Origin of the sequence: Rhodanobacter sp. C05, from assembly GCF_002001165.1 — a bacterium.
GTDB lineage: Bacteria > Pseudomonadota > Gammaproteobacteria > Xanthomonadales > Rhodanobacteraceae > Rhodanobacter.
This window is the reverse complement of sequence record NZ_MUNQ01000016.1, coordinates 218118-233472: the sequence shown is the minus strand read 5'-3', so window position 1 is coordinate 233472 and position 15355 is coordinate 218118. Positions and strand designations below refer to the sequence as shown.

General features: G+C 62.6%; 13 protein-coding genes. 11 read left to right on the top strand and 2 right to left on the bottom strand.

Annotated elements, in window-relative coordinates:
• Positions 1–2082, bottom strand: coding sequence for a 3-hydroxyacyl-CoA dehydrogenase NAD-binding domain-containing protein (locus B0E51_RS14340; RefSeq protein ID WP_077445543.1), 2082 nt, complete (start codon positions 2080–2082; stop codon positions 1–3).
• Positions 2083–2383: 301 nt separating this feature from the next.
• Here B0E51_RS14340 and B0E51_RS14335 point away from each other — a divergent pair, with 301 nt between their 5' ends.
• The 11 genes from B0E51_RS14335 (at position 2384) to recO (ending at position 14560) form a co-directional block, all read left to right on the top strand.
• Positions 2384–2878 carry a hypothetical protein gene (locus tag B0E51_RS14335; RefSeq protein ID WP_077445542.1) on the top strand — a complete coding sequence of 165 codons (495 nt, stop codon included), beginning with the start codon at positions 2384–2386 and terminating at the stop codon, positions 2876–2878.
• Between the two features lie 13 nt (positions 2879–2891).
• Positions 2892–5453 carry an EAL domain-containing protein gene (locus B0E51_RS14330; RefSeq protein ID WP_077445541.1) on the top strand — a complete coding sequence of 854 codons (2562 nt, stop codon included), beginning with the start codon at positions 2892–2894 and terminating at the stop codon, positions 5451–5453.
• Between the two features lie 200 nt (positions 5454–5653).
• Positions 5654–6271: an RNA polymerase sigma factor RpoE gene (gene rpoE, locus B0E51_RS14325; RefSeq protein WP_174570678.1), complete on the top strand. Its 618-nt coding sequence runs from the start codon at positions 5654–5656 to the stop codon at positions 6269–6271.
• Positions 6272–6273: 2 nt separating this feature from the next.
• Positions 6274–6936 (top strand): sigma-E factor negative regulatory protein, encoded by a 663-nt coding sequence (locus B0E51_RS14320; RefSeq protein WP_077445540.1) that lies wholly within the window; start codon positions 6274–6276, stop codon positions 6934–6936.
• Positions 6937–7108: 172 nt separating this feature from the next.
• On the top strand, positions 7109–8581 hold the full coding sequence (locus tag B0E51_RS14315; RefSeq protein ID WP_077445539.1) for a Do family serine endopeptidase: 1473 nt from the start codon (positions 7109–7111) through the stop codon (positions 8579–8581).
• A 191-nt stretch (positions 8582–8772) separates the two neighbouring features.
• Positions 8773–10566, top strand: a complete 1794-nt coding sequence (gene lepA, locus B0E51_RS14310) for a translation elongation factor 4 (RefSeq protein ID WP_077445538.1) — start codon at positions 8773–8775, stop codon at positions 10564–10566.
• A 45-nt stretch (positions 10567–10611) separates the two neighbouring features.
• The gene (lepB, locus tag B0E51_RS14305; protein ID WP_077445537.1) at positions 10612–11544 is read left to right on the top strand and encodes a signal peptidase I; all 933 of its coding nucleotides are present in this window, start codon (positions 10612–10614) and stop codon (positions 11542–11544) included.
• A gap of 168 nt (positions 11545–11712) precedes the next feature.
• Complete coding sequence (locus B0E51_RS14300; protein WP_077445536.1) at positions 11713–12096, top strand: DUF4845 domain-containing protein; 384 nt, start codon at positions 11713–11715, stop codon at positions 12094–12096.
• Between the two features lie 3 nt (positions 12097–12099).
• Entirely contained in the window at positions 12100–12759 is a 660-nt protein-coding gene (gene rnc, locus B0E51_RS14295; RefSeq protein WP_077445535.1) for a ribonuclease III, read from the top strand.
• Between the two features lie 120 nt (positions 12760–12879).
• Entirely contained in the window at positions 12880–13821 is a 942-nt protein-coding gene (gene era / locus B0E51_RS14290; protein ID WP_077445534.1) for a GTPase Era, read from the top strand.
• Positions 13822–13849: 28 nt separating this feature from the next.
• On the top strand, positions 13850–14560 hold the full coding sequence (gene recO / locus B0E51_RS14285; RefSeq protein ID WP_077445533.1) for a DNA repair protein RecO: 711 nt from the start codon (positions 13850–13852) through the stop codon (positions 14558–14560).
• A gap of 23 nt (positions 14561–14583) precedes the next feature.
• Here recO and B0E51_RS14280 read toward each other — a convergent pair whose 3' ends face one another.
• Positions 14584–15321 carry a response regulator gene (locus B0E51_RS14280; RefSeq protein ID WP_254424527.1) on the bottom strand — a complete coding sequence of 246 codons (738 nt, stop codon included), beginning with the start codon at positions 15319–15321 and terminating at the stop codon, positions 14584–14586.
• Positions 15322–15355 lie beyond the last annotated feature (34 nt).

Sequence of the window (15355 nt, the reverse complement as noted above, 5' to 3'; positions counted from 1 at the left end):
TCAGTTTGCAGATGTCGATGGCAGTTCGAAACCACTTTGCGTCAGGGCCGGATGATCCCAGCCGTTCTTCGGCTTGAAGCGGTCACCATAACGCCGGGCCAGTTGCTCCAACCTGTCCTTGAGTTTGTCGGCGCCTTCGCTGCGCGCGTACTGGATCGGGCCGCCGCGGAACGGCGCGAAACCGGTGCCGAAGATCACGCCAGCATCGAGCAGGTCCGCATCATCGACTACCCCATCGGCGAGGCAGGCGACCGCCTCGTTGACCATCGGCAGGATCATGCGTTCCTGCAGATCAGGCGGCATCACGTAGTCCTTGTCGACCTCGGGCTTCTGCGGCCTTCCATCCTGCCAGACGTACAGGCCCTGACCGTCCTTCTTGCCGCGTTTGCCGGCCTCCAGCTTTGCATCCAGGCCCGCTGGCACTTCCAGCCCGAGGAAGGGCGCGAGTTCCTTGCCGACCGAGGCACAGACATCCAGCCCCACGGTATCAGCCAGTTCGATCGGCCCCATCGGCATGCCGAATTTTTTCGCTTCGCGATCCAGTACCGGCCCAGGCACGCCTTCGCCATACAGGCGCATGGCTTCAAGCAGGTAGGGCATCAGGATGCGGTTGACCAGGAAGCCAGGGCTACCCTTGACCGCCACGGGCAGCTTGCCGATGGCCTTGCAGAACGCCAGTGCGCGCTTCTCGATCGCCGGATCGAGCTGATCGTGCCGCACCACTTCGACCAGTGGCATCTGCGCCACCGGGTTGAAGAAATGCAGGCCGAGGAAGCGTTGCGGTGCACTCAGGTTCTTGCGCAAAGCGTCCAGCGGAATGCTGGAGGTGTTGCTGGCGAGGATCTCGTCGGACTGGAACTGTGGCTCGATGCTGGCATACAGCGCCTGCTTGGCCTCGATGTTTTCGAAGATCGCCTCGATCGCCAGATCAGCGGTGGCCACGCCCGTGCCCTCGACATCGGCGCGCAGCCGGCGAACCGTTTCCTCGACCTTTTCGGGTGTCTTCAGCTTCTTCTCGTAGAGCTGGCGGGCGCGATCCAGTGCAGGCTGGATGAATTTCATCTCGCGATCCTGCAAGGTCACCTCGAAACCCTTGAAGGCGGCCCAGGCGGCAATGTCACCACCCATCACGCCGGCACCCACCACGTGCACATGCCTGATGCCTGGATCGATGCCGCTACCCTGGCCCTTCAGCCGTTCCTGCAGGAAGAAAATCCGGATCAGATTCTGTGCAGTTGGCGTCTTCGCCAGCTTCGCGACCGAACGTGCCTCAAGCTTCAACCGTTGCTGGATATTGGCGCCGCCGCGCTTCCAGACATCGATCATGGCAAACGGAGCAGGGTAGTGTTCCTTGCGCACCTTCGCGGCGGTCTGCTTGACCATCATCGGCGCAAGAATTTGCCGTGCCAGCCAGGTGTTGGTTGCCCATGCCTTGGCGCGGTGCGCGAACGAACGTGCCTGCGGGCGTCGCAACAGCAGGCGTGCCTCGACCAGCAACTCCTCGGGGCGAGCGAGGCGGTCGACCACGCCCAGAGCCAGTGAGCGTTTCGCCGACAGCGACTTGCCGGTCAGCATCAGCGGCAGTGCCTCGGTCGCGCCGATCAGGCGCGGCAGACGCGCGGTGCCACCCCAGCCAGGGTGGATGCCGAGCATCACTTCGGGCAGCGCGATCCGGGTCTTGTCGTCGTCAGCCGCAATGCGCTGGCTACAGGCCAGGATCAGTTCGGTGCCGCCACCCATGCACGCACCGTGCACGGCGGCCACCGTGGGGCAGGGCAGGCGCGCCAGTGACTCGTACACGCGTTGGCCATGCTCGATATTTTCCAGCACGGTGTCGTGTTTCGCATACTCGACGAAGGCCTTGATGTCGGCACCCACCGCAAAACCCGCAGGCTTGGCCGAGTGGATGATGACGCCAGCCGGCTTTTCGATACCCAGCCGCTCGACGATCTGTTCGAGCTCGTCCAGCACGGCGCGGGAAATCGCATTGACGCTGCTGTCGGCCCGGTCGAGTGTCAGCGTGACGATGCCATCATCGCCCTCGCTGGTTTTCCAGTGGTTGAAGCGCAATCCTTCGAACATGGGGGCACAGGCATTGGAGGAGGAGGCCTGAACCATACCGTCCTGTCGTCATGATTGCGAGATGTGACGGGTGTGCTTGACCATGGCAGGGAAGCAGGTATGAAATCAGACCATCGTCGGAAGCTGCTCTGCCGGGTGCGGCAGGCTGAACAGGAATATCAGGGAACGAGCTGCTGACTGGGCGATAGCGTGGTCGGACGTGGTTCAATGAGCCGCCCTGGCCGGTCGGGTTCGTCGGGTTACGTCACCAGGGAGTGGGTCTTACCGTGAAATTACACTGGCACTGCAGGACGGGGACGCAATGACTTCCGTGATGGCCTCCGCCCCGCCGCAAGTCGGTGCCGAAATCTTCGAGCGCATCCTGACGGCTCCCAGCGGCCTGGTGGTGCTGGACAGCAAGGATGTGCATAACCTGATCGGTCAGTTCCGTACGCTTGCCAGGCACACCGGCCAGGCCGTCTACCTGTGGCAGCCGGATACGGGCCTCAGCAGCTTGCGCGACGCGCATGTGCGGGTGCCGGATTGCCAGCGGCTTGGCAATGCGCTGCGCTATATGCAGCAGAGCATGCATTTCGGGGTCTATTTCCTGGTCGGGCTGGAATTGCCGCTGTCGGCAATGGATGCCACCTTGCTGCGCCAGCTGGCTCGCGCACCAAAGGAGCACTTGCGTCGTGTGGTGCTGGTGGGTGCCCCGACGGCACTGGCCGAGCATCTGGGTGAATTGGCGTGCCGCTTGAGCAGCGAAGACAGCCGGCCGCGGCGCCTGCGCCTGCGCGACGGCCGTTGGCTGGTTTGAGGCGGATGCAAGCATGAACTCAGGCATCCTCGTCATTGCTGCACAGCGCGAATTGCGCCGCAACTTGTTCGACGCGCTCGATCAGGCAGGTTATTCGCAGATCCACAGTGCGCGTGATGTATCGCATGCGGCGATCCTGCTGGAGGGGCGCCCGCCACTGCCACCGCTGCAGCTGATGGTGGTCGTGCTGGCTGGCGATCAGCAGCAGGCATTGAATATCTGCGAGCAGTTGCGTCGTCTGCCGGGTGGGGCGGATACGCCGTTGATGGTGGTCTTGGCTGACGAGGCGACGGTCAGTCCGACCGATCTGCCGGCGGGCATTGCCGACTGGTTGTCGGCCCCGCAGATCGGCGCCGAACTGGTAGCGCGTTGGCGCTGTTCGCTGGCGGTCCCGCAAGGCCCACGCAAGGAGGTCGTGCCTGCCAGCGACGCAGATGAGAATTACCGTTATGTGTTCGAGGAAGGCAACAACGAGTGGCTGATTGCCGACGCCCGGACCGGCCACTTGCTGGAAGTCAGCCCGACCGTGGCCAGACACAGCCGTCTGCATGCGAGTCAATGGGAAGGTCTGCTGCTGTCGGATGTAGTGAGGTTTGAGGGTGTCGTGCTGGCGCAGGTTCTGGCTGAAGCCAACCGCAACTGGTACCCGTGCCAGCGCAAGTCGGCGCAAGGCGCCGATACCGGTCAGGCCAATGTGCGGCGAATCCGCCATGCCGGGCACGACGCACTGGCCCTGATGTTCCGCAGCGATCGTGCCGATTTGCGCGCCGAGGCAGCCCTGTCCCTGCTGTCCCGCATCTTCGCCTCGGCCAGTGGTGTTGATTCCCAGGGCGCGGTCGGTCGTCTGCTGTTCGACGAACTGGGCCTGGATTATCTGGCCGTCTGGTCGACACGTCAGGACGGTGCTGATGCACCGACACAACTGCTTCAATTGTGGAATGGCGACGAACCCGCATGGCCGCCAGCACAAATGCAGAGTTCATTGCAGCTGGTGCTGGGCGGCAAGACACTCATGCATCGATCCGATGCAAAGCGGCTGGCACCGAACGACCCTTTGCTGCAGCAACTCGACCTGGCCGGGTTCGTCGGCCTGCCGCTGCACGACGAGCGGCACACGGTACTTGGCGCGATGCTGGCTGGCTGCCGGCGGGGATTCAGCGAGCTGGGCATCATCGAGCCGGTGCTGCGCTGTTCCGCGGCCCGTTTCGCACAGGTGCTGGAGCTGGGACACACGCGTGAGCAGGGTCGTGCCGAAGGTCTGGTCGATGCATTGACCGGGTTGCCGAACCGCCTGCTGTTCAATGACCGACTGGACACGATCATCCGCGAGGCGATCCGCAACGGTGAATGCTTTGCCGTGCTGTTTGTCGACCTCGATCGCTTCAAGGCAATCAACGACACCTATGGGCATGCCGCCGGTGACCAGGTATTGCGGACGGTCACGCAGCGCCTGTGCGGCAGCATCCGCGCTTCCGACACCGTGGCGCGCTATGCCGGCGACGAGTTCACCATTGTGCTGCGGCATATCGTCAAGAATGACGACGTGCTGCGCGTGGCCGAAAAGATCGTTCAGGTGATGGAGACACCGCTGTACCTCGAGGACGGTACCGAACTTCAGGTCACCGCGTCGATGGGACTGAGTTTCTTCCCTGACGATGCAGGCGATGCCCAGACCCTGCTCAAGCATGCCGACGAGGCGATGTATGCGGCCAAGCATCTCGGCCGCAACAATTTCCAGATCTATGAGGTAAGCCCGGAGTATGCCCAGGAACACGGCATGGCCTTGAAGACCCGCCTGCGCCATGCCGAAGGCAATGGCGAGCTGCGAGTGGTCTACCAGCCCCAGGTCGATGCCGAGAGTGAGGATATCGTCGGCATGGAAGCGCTGGTGCGTTGGGAACACCCTGAGCAGGGCATGATCAGCCCGGCAGTATTCATTCCACTGGCCGAGGAGAGCGGCCTGATTGTGTCGATCGGCGAATGGGTGATGCGCACCGCCTGCCGCCAGGCCAAGGAATGGGAACAGCGCTATGGACTGCGCTTGCGGCTGGGTGTGAATCTGTCCGCCGTGCAATTGATGGAGCCGAAACTGCTGGAAACGGTAACCACGGTACTGCGCGAGACCGGTCTGGATCCGACGCTGCTGGAACTGGAGATCACCGAGAGCATCAGCATCAAGGAGGCACCGAACCTGGTGGAGAATCTGCATGCACTGCACCGGCTGGGTTGCCATATTGCGATCGACGATTTCGGTACAGGTGCCGCCTCGCTGGACTACCTTCGCCGTTTGCCGGCCGACCGCATCAAGATCGACCAGAGCTTCGTGCGCAATATCGGAGTCGATCCTGACGACGAGGCGATCGTGCGCGCCACCATCGATATGGCCCATCGCCTGAAGCGGGCCGTGGTGGCGGAGGGTGTCGAGACCGAGCAGCATTTCGAATTTCTGCGCAGTCATGCCTGCGATGAATTGCAGGGCTATCTGTTCTGCCGCCCGCTGCAGACGATCAGTTTTGACAAACTGCTGGCCGAGCGGCAGCGCCTGCTGGAGCCGCGCGAAGCCGAACCGGCTTGAGCTGCTGACAGGTGTCCCCATAAGTGTAGGGGTGTACCTGCGGTCGCGCGCTGGACGGGTCAGCCATGGCATGACAACCAGTGAACAGGCTGTGCGTTATGTTGGTGTGCTATTCCACGCATGCTGAACTTGCGCGATCGTTGGCGGTCTGAGCGGCGCGTTCAGTTTCTACAGCTCCCAACTTTAAGCTCCCGCAGCGGATGACGGCATTGACGACGGATACGGCCCGCTCGGGCGAAAACGAACTGGATCGCGCGCTGGTCGAACGTGTCCAGAGTGGAGACAAGCGGGCCTTCGATCTGCTGGTGCTCAAGTATCAGCACAAGGTGATCGGCTTGGTGTCCCGCTACGTAAGGAGCCATGCCGAGTGTGAGGACATCGCGCAGGAATCGTTCATCCGTGCCTGGCGGGCCATCGGTTCGTTCCGCGGCGACAGCGCGTTCTACACCTGGCTTTACAAGATCGCGGTGAACACCGCCAAGAATCACCTGGTGGCGATGGGTCGGCGGCCGCCGACCGATGATATCGACGCCGAGGATGCCGTGTTCATGGCCGGTGCCGAGCGCATGCACGACAGCGCCACGCCCGAACGCGAGATGATGCGTCAGGAAATTGAACAATCCGTATTTTCCACTGTCCAAGCCCTGCCCGAAGAGCTGCGGACAGCCATCACGCTTCGCGAGGTGGACGGTCTCAGCTACGATGAAATCGCCGAAGCGATGGGCTGCCCGATCGGTACGGTGCGTTCGCGCATCTTCCGGGCGCGTGAGGCGATCGACGAAAAGCTGCGGCCCCTGTTGTCGGACCGCGAGGATTAGGCATGAACCAGAACATCCGGGAAAATCTTTCAGCCGGCATCGACGGCGAGTTGGCGAAAGAGCAGCTGCGGTTTTTGTTGCGCCAAATCGACCATGATCCCAAGCTGAAGCAGGTATGGACTCGCTACCAGCTTGCTGGTGACGGGCTGCGTCGGGAATTGCCGACGATGGCAACGCCCGATTTCGCTGCCCGGGTCATGCTGGCAATCGAGCGGGAGTCGTTACCTGTTGGCACCAGTCGTCGTCATTGGTTGCACTGGTCGGCGGGTGGCGCGATTGCCGCGAGCGTGGCTGCTGCTGCCTTGATGATCAGCCAGCCGACCGGCGATACCGGACGCAACGCTACGGCAGCACTGAGCAGCCAGCAGCAGACCAGTACGGCCGCCCATGCGTTGCCGGCAAACCGGTCGGCGACTCCAGCTGTTGTGCCACCGTGGCTGAGTGCCAATTCCACGGACTTGCTCAGCCAGCAGGCCTCAGCCACGCTGGGCGCGCCGTTTGATGCAAACCAGCCGATTTATACCCGTCGCTTGTCGGCGTATCCGTCGCTGCCCAGGTATCGCACGCTCGACAACAAGGACGGCAGTTATCTGCTGTTGCTGGACCCGCAACCGCGGGTCGCCCCTGCCGATATGTCGCATCGGGCTGCTGCTGTCGGTCAATAAACGAATCGCGTGTGCCTGTCCGCGGTCCGACCACCACTGTTCCTGCTCCATTCGGCCCGGCAACGGGCCGGATGCTGGCGTGTGTGAATACAGCACGATGTCTGCATATCCTGCATTTCCCGAAGACCATGCACGCTGTGGTCTTCCAGATTAAATCAACCAAGGAGGAGTCATGAATCGTTCCATCTTGCGCACTTTCGCGTGCTCTGCATTGATCAGCGTTGCCGTCGTTGGTGGCGTGCAGGCGCAACCGGCGCCCAGCCCTGCGGCGCTGCCGGATTTCACCGCCATCGTGGAGAAAAATGCGGCTGCCGTGGTGCACGTCGAGGCCCGCTATACGGGTGAAGCAGCCCAGAAAAACCAGGCTGCGGATGGACAGGCGACACCAGGGCAGGGTATCCCGGACGATCCGCAAGCCGAATTCTTCCGGCGCTTCTTCGGCATGCCGACGATGCCGTCGCCGCAGGAGCAGAAGCACACCTCGCTCGGTTCGGGCTTCATCATTTCCAGCAACGGTTACATCCTCACCAATAACCACGTCGTCGATCATGCGGACAAGGTCATCGTGCGATTGCAGGATCGACGCACGCTGACCGCGAAGGTGGTCGGTACTGACCCCACCTATGACATAGCCTTGCTCAAGGTCGATGCCGGCGGCAGCCTGCCGACGGTGAGCATCGGTGATTCACACAGCCTCAAGCCGGGCCAGTGGGTGCTGGCGATCGGTTCGCCGTTCGGTTTCGACTACACGGTGACGCAAGGCATCGTGAGCGCCGTCGGACGCAATCTGGGCGAGAGTGACCAGGCGTACACCTCGTTCATCCAGACCGACGTACCGATCAATCGCGGCAATTCCGGTGGCCCGCTGTTCAACTTGCAGGGTCAGGTGGTCGGCATCAACTCGCAGATCTATTCCAATACCGGCGATTACCTGGGCGTGTCGTTCTCGATCCCGATCGACATGGCGATGAATGCGGTGCAGCAGATCAAGACCAAGGGTTACGTGTCGCGCGGCATGCTCGGCGTCACCGTACAGGCAGTTAACGACGACATGGTCAAGGCGTTCAAGCTCGACAATGGCGCCGGCGCCGCAGTGGTCGATGTCACTCCTGGCAGTGGCGCAGCCAGGGCCGGCATCCAGGTCGGCGACATCATTCTCAGCTACAACGGCCAGGTGCTGCAGCAGTCTGCGGATCTGCCGCCGCTGGTAGGCATGACCAAGTCGGGCAGCAAGGTACCGGTCGAGATTTTGCGCAGTGGCAAGAAGCAGACTCTGGAGGTCACCATTACCGAAACTTCACGCGATCAGGCTGCAGCGAACAAATCGGGTGCGGCACCATCAGCGCACGGCGGTACCGCCGCGCTCGGCCTGACCGTGCAGCCGTTGGACAATGACACCCGCAAGCAGCTGGGGTTGCCGCTGGGGCAGGGCGTGGTGATCAGCGATGTCAGCGGTCCGGTCGCGGCACAGGCCGGTTTGCAGACCGGCGACGTGATCCTGATGGTCAACCAGCAGAAGACCGGCAATGTGGCCGAGTTCCAGGCCGCGACCAGGGACGTGAAGGCCGGCAGCACGGTGTTGCTGCTGGTACGCCGTGGCGAGCAGAGCCAGTTCATCGGTCTGACCGTGCCGGGCGGCAAGTAATCAGGCGGTCGCCTGCAGCGGCAGGTATCAGTATCAGTGCGGGTGTCCGGCGGGATACCCGTACTGTGCATGATGCGGCGGCAATGGCGGGTTCCATGCGATAATGCCGGGTTAGCGTCGCCCGATGGTGATGCGCTGTCATGCATGGTGCGTGGTGGCAAAACCCAAGCCCGACAGGCCATCCGCGCTCCATGGAATTGATCCGCAACTTCTCCATCATTGCCCATATCGACCACGGCAAGTCGACCCTCGCCGACCGCATCATCCAGATCTGTGGTGGCCTGGCCGAGCGCGAAATGGAAGCGCAGGTGCTGGACAACAATCCGATCGAGCGCGAGCGTGGCATCACGATCAAGGCGCAGTCGGTATCGCTGCCGTACACCGCGCGCGACGGCAAGACCTATCAGCTGAATTTCATCGACACCCCCGGCCACGTCGATTTCTCCTACGAGGTCAGCCGTTCGCTGGCTGCCTGCGAAGGCGCGCTGCTGGTGGTGGATGCGGCGCAGGGCGTCGAGGCTCAGTCGGTGGCGAACTGCTACACCGCGGTGGAGCAGGGGCTGGAAGTGGTGCCGGTGATCAACAAGATCGATCTGCCGACCGCCGATGTGGAAAAGGTGAAACTCGAAATCGAGGCGGTGATCGGCGTCGATGCCACCGACGCGGTGGCGATCAGTGCCAAGACCGGTCTGAACGTGATCGAGGTGCTGGAAGCGATCATCGCGCGCATCCCGCCGCCGAAGCCGCGCGATACCGACCGGCTGCAGGCGCTGATCATCGATTCCTGGTTCGACAATTACCTCGGCGTGGTCTCGCTGGTGCGCGTCATGCAGGGCGAAATCAAGTCCGGTGACAAGCTGCTGGTGATGTCGACTGGCCGCACCCACGAAGTGGGGGATGTCGGCGTGTTCACGCCCAAGCGCAAGAAGCTGGACAAGCTCGGCGCCGGTGAGGTGGGCTGGATCAATGCCTCGATCAAGGACGTGCACGGCGCGCCGGTCGGCGACACCTTGACCCACGCCGGCAAGCCGGCCGACAAGCCGCTGCCTGGCTTCCAGACCATGCAACCGCGCGTGTTCGCCGGGCTGTTCCCGGTGTCCTCGGATGATTATCCGGCGATGCGCGAGGCGCTGGACAAGCTGCGCCTCAACGACGCTGCGCTGTTCTTCGAGCCGGAATCCTCCGAGGCGATGGGCTTCGGCTTCCGCTGCGGCTTCCTCGGCATGCTGCACATGGAAATCGTGCAGGAGCGGCTGGAGCGCGAATACGATCTGAATCTGATCACCACCGCACCGACCGTGGTGTACGAGGTGCTCAAGACCGACGGTTCGATCCTGATGCTGGACAACCCGGCCAAGCTGCCGACCAACTCCAGCCTGGTGCAGGAAATCCGCGAGCCGATCATCGTCGCCAATATCCTCACGCCGCCGGAATACATCGGCAACGTGATCACCTTGTGCGAGGAAAAGCGCGGTGTACAGCGTTCGATCCAGTATCTGGCCACCCAGGTGCAGATCAGCTACGAGATGCCGCTGGCCGAAGTGGTGATGGATTTCTTCGACCGGCTGAAATCGGTCTCGCGCGGCTATGCCTCGATGGACTATCACTTCGAGCGCTTCGAAGCCGGTCCGTTCGTGCGTACCGATGTGCTGATCAACGGCGAGCGCGTCGACGCGCTGAGCCTGATCCTGCATCGCAGCCACGCCGACCGCAAAGGACGCGAACTGGTCGAGCGGATGAAGGATCTGATTCCGCGCCAGCAGTTCGACGTAGCGATCCAGGCAGCCATCGGCGCACAGATCATCGCGCGTTCGACGGTGAAAGCCCTGCGCAAGAATGTTCTGGCCAAGTGCTACGGCGGCGACGTCAGCCGCAAGAAGAAGCTCCTGGAGAAGCAGAAGGAAGGCAAGAAGCGCATGAAGCAGGTCGGCCGCGTGGAGATTCCCCAGGAAGCCTTCCTTGCAGTGCTGAAAGTGGACAAATAACACATGCGATCAGCAATGATCCGTCAGGCAATCTGGAGTTAAGGCATGGAATTCGATTTTTCGGCGATTCTGCTTGGCCTCACCGTGCTGTTCGGCGTGGTGTGGGGCCTGGATCGCCTGTTCCTGTACAAGAAGCGCAAGGCCCGTCTGGACGCGTCCGGCAAGGAATACAGCGACCCGATGCCGGTGGACTGGGCGCGCTCGCTGTTTCCGGTGGTGCTGGTGGTCTTGCTGCTGCGCTCGTTCGTGGCCGAGCCATTCCGGATTCCGTCCGGCTCGATGATGCCGACGCTGGACGTGGGCGATTTCATCCTGGTCAACAAATTCGCTTACGGCCTGCGCATGCCGGCGTTCAACAACAAGTTCCTGAGCCTCGGCGAGCCGAAGCGTGGCGATGTGGTGGTGTTCCGCTTCCCGGGTTACAGATGCCTGGACGAAAACGGTCAGCTGGCGCGCGTGGGTGGTGACGAGGGTGGCCCACCGAGTCTTGGGCCAGACTATGCTTGCCCGGTCCCACGGTTGCCGATCAAGAACCAGAACTGGATCAAGCGCGTGATTGGTCTGCCCGGAGATACCGTTGAGGTACACGACAGCCAGATCATCATCAACGGCAAGCCCGTGATGGCCAGCGAAGTGGGGCCGTTCGTGGGCAATGAGCAGCGTGATGCGGATGCAGAGCTGCTACATTTCAACGCCACCGTGTGGAACGAGCACCTGGGCAAGGTGGATCACCTCATTGCACGCATGCCGACGCGCATGTCGACCAATGAGATTCCCAATGCCTTGGTGCCGTCGGTCGTGCCGCAGGGCTGCTATCTGGTGATGGGAGACGATCGCGAAAACAGTCTCGACAGCCGCTGGTGGGGTTGCATGCCCGAGAAGAATCTGGCCGGCAAGGCCTTCCTGATCTGGATGAGCTGGAAGGGTTGGGGTACCGGTGGCGTAGACTTCTCGCGGATCGGTACCGTGATTCATTGAGTCAGGCTGGCGAGCCAAAGCGTGACGGGGTCGATGGCCCCGTACGCGTGGCCGGCAACAGTGCGAGAATCCGCTGGCATAATCGCCCCATCCGGACTGGTCCGGTAGGGGGATCGCCAGATCAAGGCAACGATGGCCACGCCGCAAAGTCGGCATAGCGAGGGGACTATGAAATCGAAGCAGTCGGGCGTCACCCTGATCGGGTTTCTGTTCATCATGGCCATCGTGGCCTTTTTTGCCTTCATGGCGATGAAGCTGTTCCCGTCGTATTCGGAGTACATGGGCGTGGTCAAGGCCATGAACCAGGTCTCCACCGAGGGCACCAATGGCAAGTCGCTGGACGATATCCGGCGTGCGCTGATGTTCAAGATGGGTTTCCAGTACGTCGATGACGCCACCATCAAGCCGGCGAATATCACCATCGTGCGCGACAGCGGCGGCGGCAATCAGCTGCATGTGGCGTACGACAAGCAGATCCCGTTCATGTACAACATCGATTTCCTGCTGCACTTCGAAAAGAGCGTGCAACTGCAGGGCAATGTAGGCGAGTGATCCTTGAATCTGCCTCACCGTTTTCGTGACCCGGCGCTGGCGCAGCTGGCACTGACCCACCGCAGCATCGGCAAACCGAACAACGAGCGGCTTGAATTTCTCGGCGATGCACTGCTGGGTGCGGTCATCGCCGAGATGCTTTACGAGATTCATCCCAAGGCCAGCGAAGGAGAGCTGTCGCGACTGCGTGCCCAGCTGGTCAACGGCCAGGCATTGGCGGTGCTGGCGCGTGAGCTCGAGCTGGGCGACGGATTGAAGCTCGGCCCCGGCGAATTGAAGAGCGGTGGTTTCCGGCGCGACTCGATTCTGGCCGATGCCTTCGAGGCATTGGTGGCGGCGGTGTATGTGGATGCTGGCTTCGATGCCTGCCGTCAGGTTGTGCGCGAGCTGTTTGGCGAGCGGATCGCGGCCCTGCGAAAATCCTCCAAGGATGCCAAGACCCGCCTGCAGGAATGGCTGCAGGCCAGTGGCTGGCCATTGCCGCAGTATCATCTGATCGCCAGTCACGGCGAGGATCATGCCAAGACGTTCGATGTCAGCTGCACGATCGGCGAGCCGCTGCCGCTCAGTGCCGAAGCCCGTGGCGTCAGTCGTCGTGCCGCCGAGCAGGATGCAGCCGAGATCGTGTTCAACCAGCTGCTGGAGCGGCACCGCAAAGCCTGATTCTTGCCTCACGCGCACCATGGCGGCAGGCGTGCCCGCCGGTCGCCGTCATGCGTGCCGGCCGCCGCCGTTTCCGCGAAGCACTACACTTGCCATCCGACTTGCCGAGTACATTGCGCCATGAACCACGAACTGGAACCCGCTGCCGATACCGACGATGGCCTGCCGCATGAGGATTTTCGCTGCGGTCTGGTCGCGCTGGCCGGGCGGCCCAACGTGGGCAAGTCGACCCTGCTCAATGCGCTGATCGGCTTTCGGCTGTCGATTGTCAGCCCGCGACCGCAGACTACCCGCCATCGCATTCTCGGCATCGCCAACAGCGAGGCCGGACAGATCATGTACGTCGATACGCCGGGCCTGCATCGCGGCGCCAAGCGGGCGATGAACCGCAGCCTGAACCGTGCCGCGCGTTCGGCGATCAGCGATGTGGATCTGGCGGTGCAGGTGATCGAAGCCGGCCGCTTCACCGACGAGGACGAGGCGCTGTATGCCGCCCTGGTCGAGCAGTCGTCGCCGCGCTTCCTGGTGATCAACAAGGTCGATCTGAACAAGGACAAGACGGTGATGCTGCCGTTCGTTGCCGAGCTGGTGGCGAAGCACAGCTACGACGAAATCCATTACGTCAGCGCGCTCAAGGCGCAAGGCCTGAAGGAGCTGGAGCAGGCGATCCTGAAGCGTCTGCCGGTGCAGGCGCCGGTGTACGGCGAAGACGAGATCACCGATCGCAGCGAGCGTTTCCTGGCTGCCGAGATGGTGCGCGAGCAACTGATGCTGCGGCTCGATCAGGAACTGCCGTACGCCACCACGGTGGAGATCGAGCAGTTCAGCGACCGCCCCGACGGCATCGCCGAAATCCACGCGATCATCTGGGTCGAGCGCGACGGCCAGAAAGCCATCGTGATCGGCAATGGCGGTGCCCAGCTCAAGGCCATCGGCACCAGCGCACGGCGCCATATGGAGCGCATGTTCGAGCGCAAAGTGTTCCTGAAGCTGTGGGTGAAGGTGCGCGAAGGCTGGGTCGACGACGAGAACATGCTGAAGAAGTTCGGCTATACGGACTGACAGCGGGAAACAGGACGCAGGATAAAGGGTGCGCATCGAACAGCAATCCGCCTATGTCCTGCACGCGCGGCCGTATCGCGAGACGTCGTTGCTGCTGGAATGTCTGACCCGGGAACATGGCCGGCTCGGTGTGGTGGCGCGCGGGGTGCGGGGCGAACGCAGTCGCCTGCGTCGTGCCCAGCTTGAGCCTTTCCAGCCGCTGGCGCTGGATCTTCTGCTGCGCGGCGAGCTGGCGACGCTCACTGCAGTGGAGACTGTCGGCACACCCTTGCGACTGGCTGGCGACGCTGGTCTGGCCGGACTCTACCTCAACGAACTGGTGGTGCGCCTGACCGAGCGGCAGGATCCGCTGCCATTGCTGTTCGATGTGTATGGACAGACACTGGTGCGACTGGCCGGAGACGAGTCACTGGCGTGGAGCCTGCGCCGCTTCGAGCGCGACCTGCTGGAGGCGATTGGCTACGGCCTGCAGCTGCAATACGAATCGGACAGCGGCGAGCCGCTGGAGCCAGGCGCGCACTATCGCTATCTGGTCGAGCAGGGTGTCGTGCGCTGTGCGCCGGGTCATGCGCAGGCGTTGCGCGGCAGCGACCTGCTGGCCCTGGCGCAGGATCAACCGCCTGACCGCGCCGGCCTGAAGAGCCTGCGCGACCTGATGCGCGAAGTGATCCGCTTCCATCTTGGCGGTGCTGAGCTGCGTGCCTGGCGAGTGCTGGCGTTGGCCGTATCACGCCGCTGAATGCACGGCAGCCGACAGCACGGCTAGCGGTCCAGCGCCTGCAACGTCGTCAGCAGCGTCTTGCGGAAGCGGGTCAGTGCGGCAGGCGTCGCCTCGCGTTCCGACAAGCGTTGCTGCAGCCATATCGTCTGGGTCGACAGCGCGGCAGCGCCACAGAATCCACACGATGAGCGCAATCGATGCAGGCGCTCGCCAAAGCCGAACCGATCGCGACTCAGCGGCTCCAGTTCCTGTTCAAGCAGGATCAGCTCTTCTCGCAGCAGCCGTCGCAGCGCCAGCATGGTGGCGGTGTCGCCTGAGCTGCTGAGCGCGGCCTGGTCATCAAGCACGCAGGCGTCGGACCGTTCCGGCTGAACCAGCATCAGCACACGCTGCAGATCAGCCATGCTGCAGGGCTTGAGCAAGATCTCGGTGAAGCCGGCGGCGAGCAGCGACTGGCGGTCACGCGGTGCCAGCTCGGCGGTGGTGGCGACGGCGATGCATTCAGCCGAGCCGGCCTGTGGATTGCCACGCAGCGAGGTAAGAACCTGCAACGCACCGGCTCCCGGCATGCGGCAGTCCAGCAGCAGCAGGTCGAATACCTCGGCGCAGGCATGTTGCAGAGCCATCATGCCATCGCCGCAGGCCAGTGCCTGGGCGCCCAGCGAGCGCAGGCCATCGCACAGGAAACGGCAGCTGGCGGCGTCATCGTCGGCCACCAGTACCCGTGGCGGCATGGCGGAGACAGGCGCGATGAATGGAGTATCAGGGTGGGTCGGCATGACGAAATCCTTGTCGTTCAGCTTTATTTGGCAG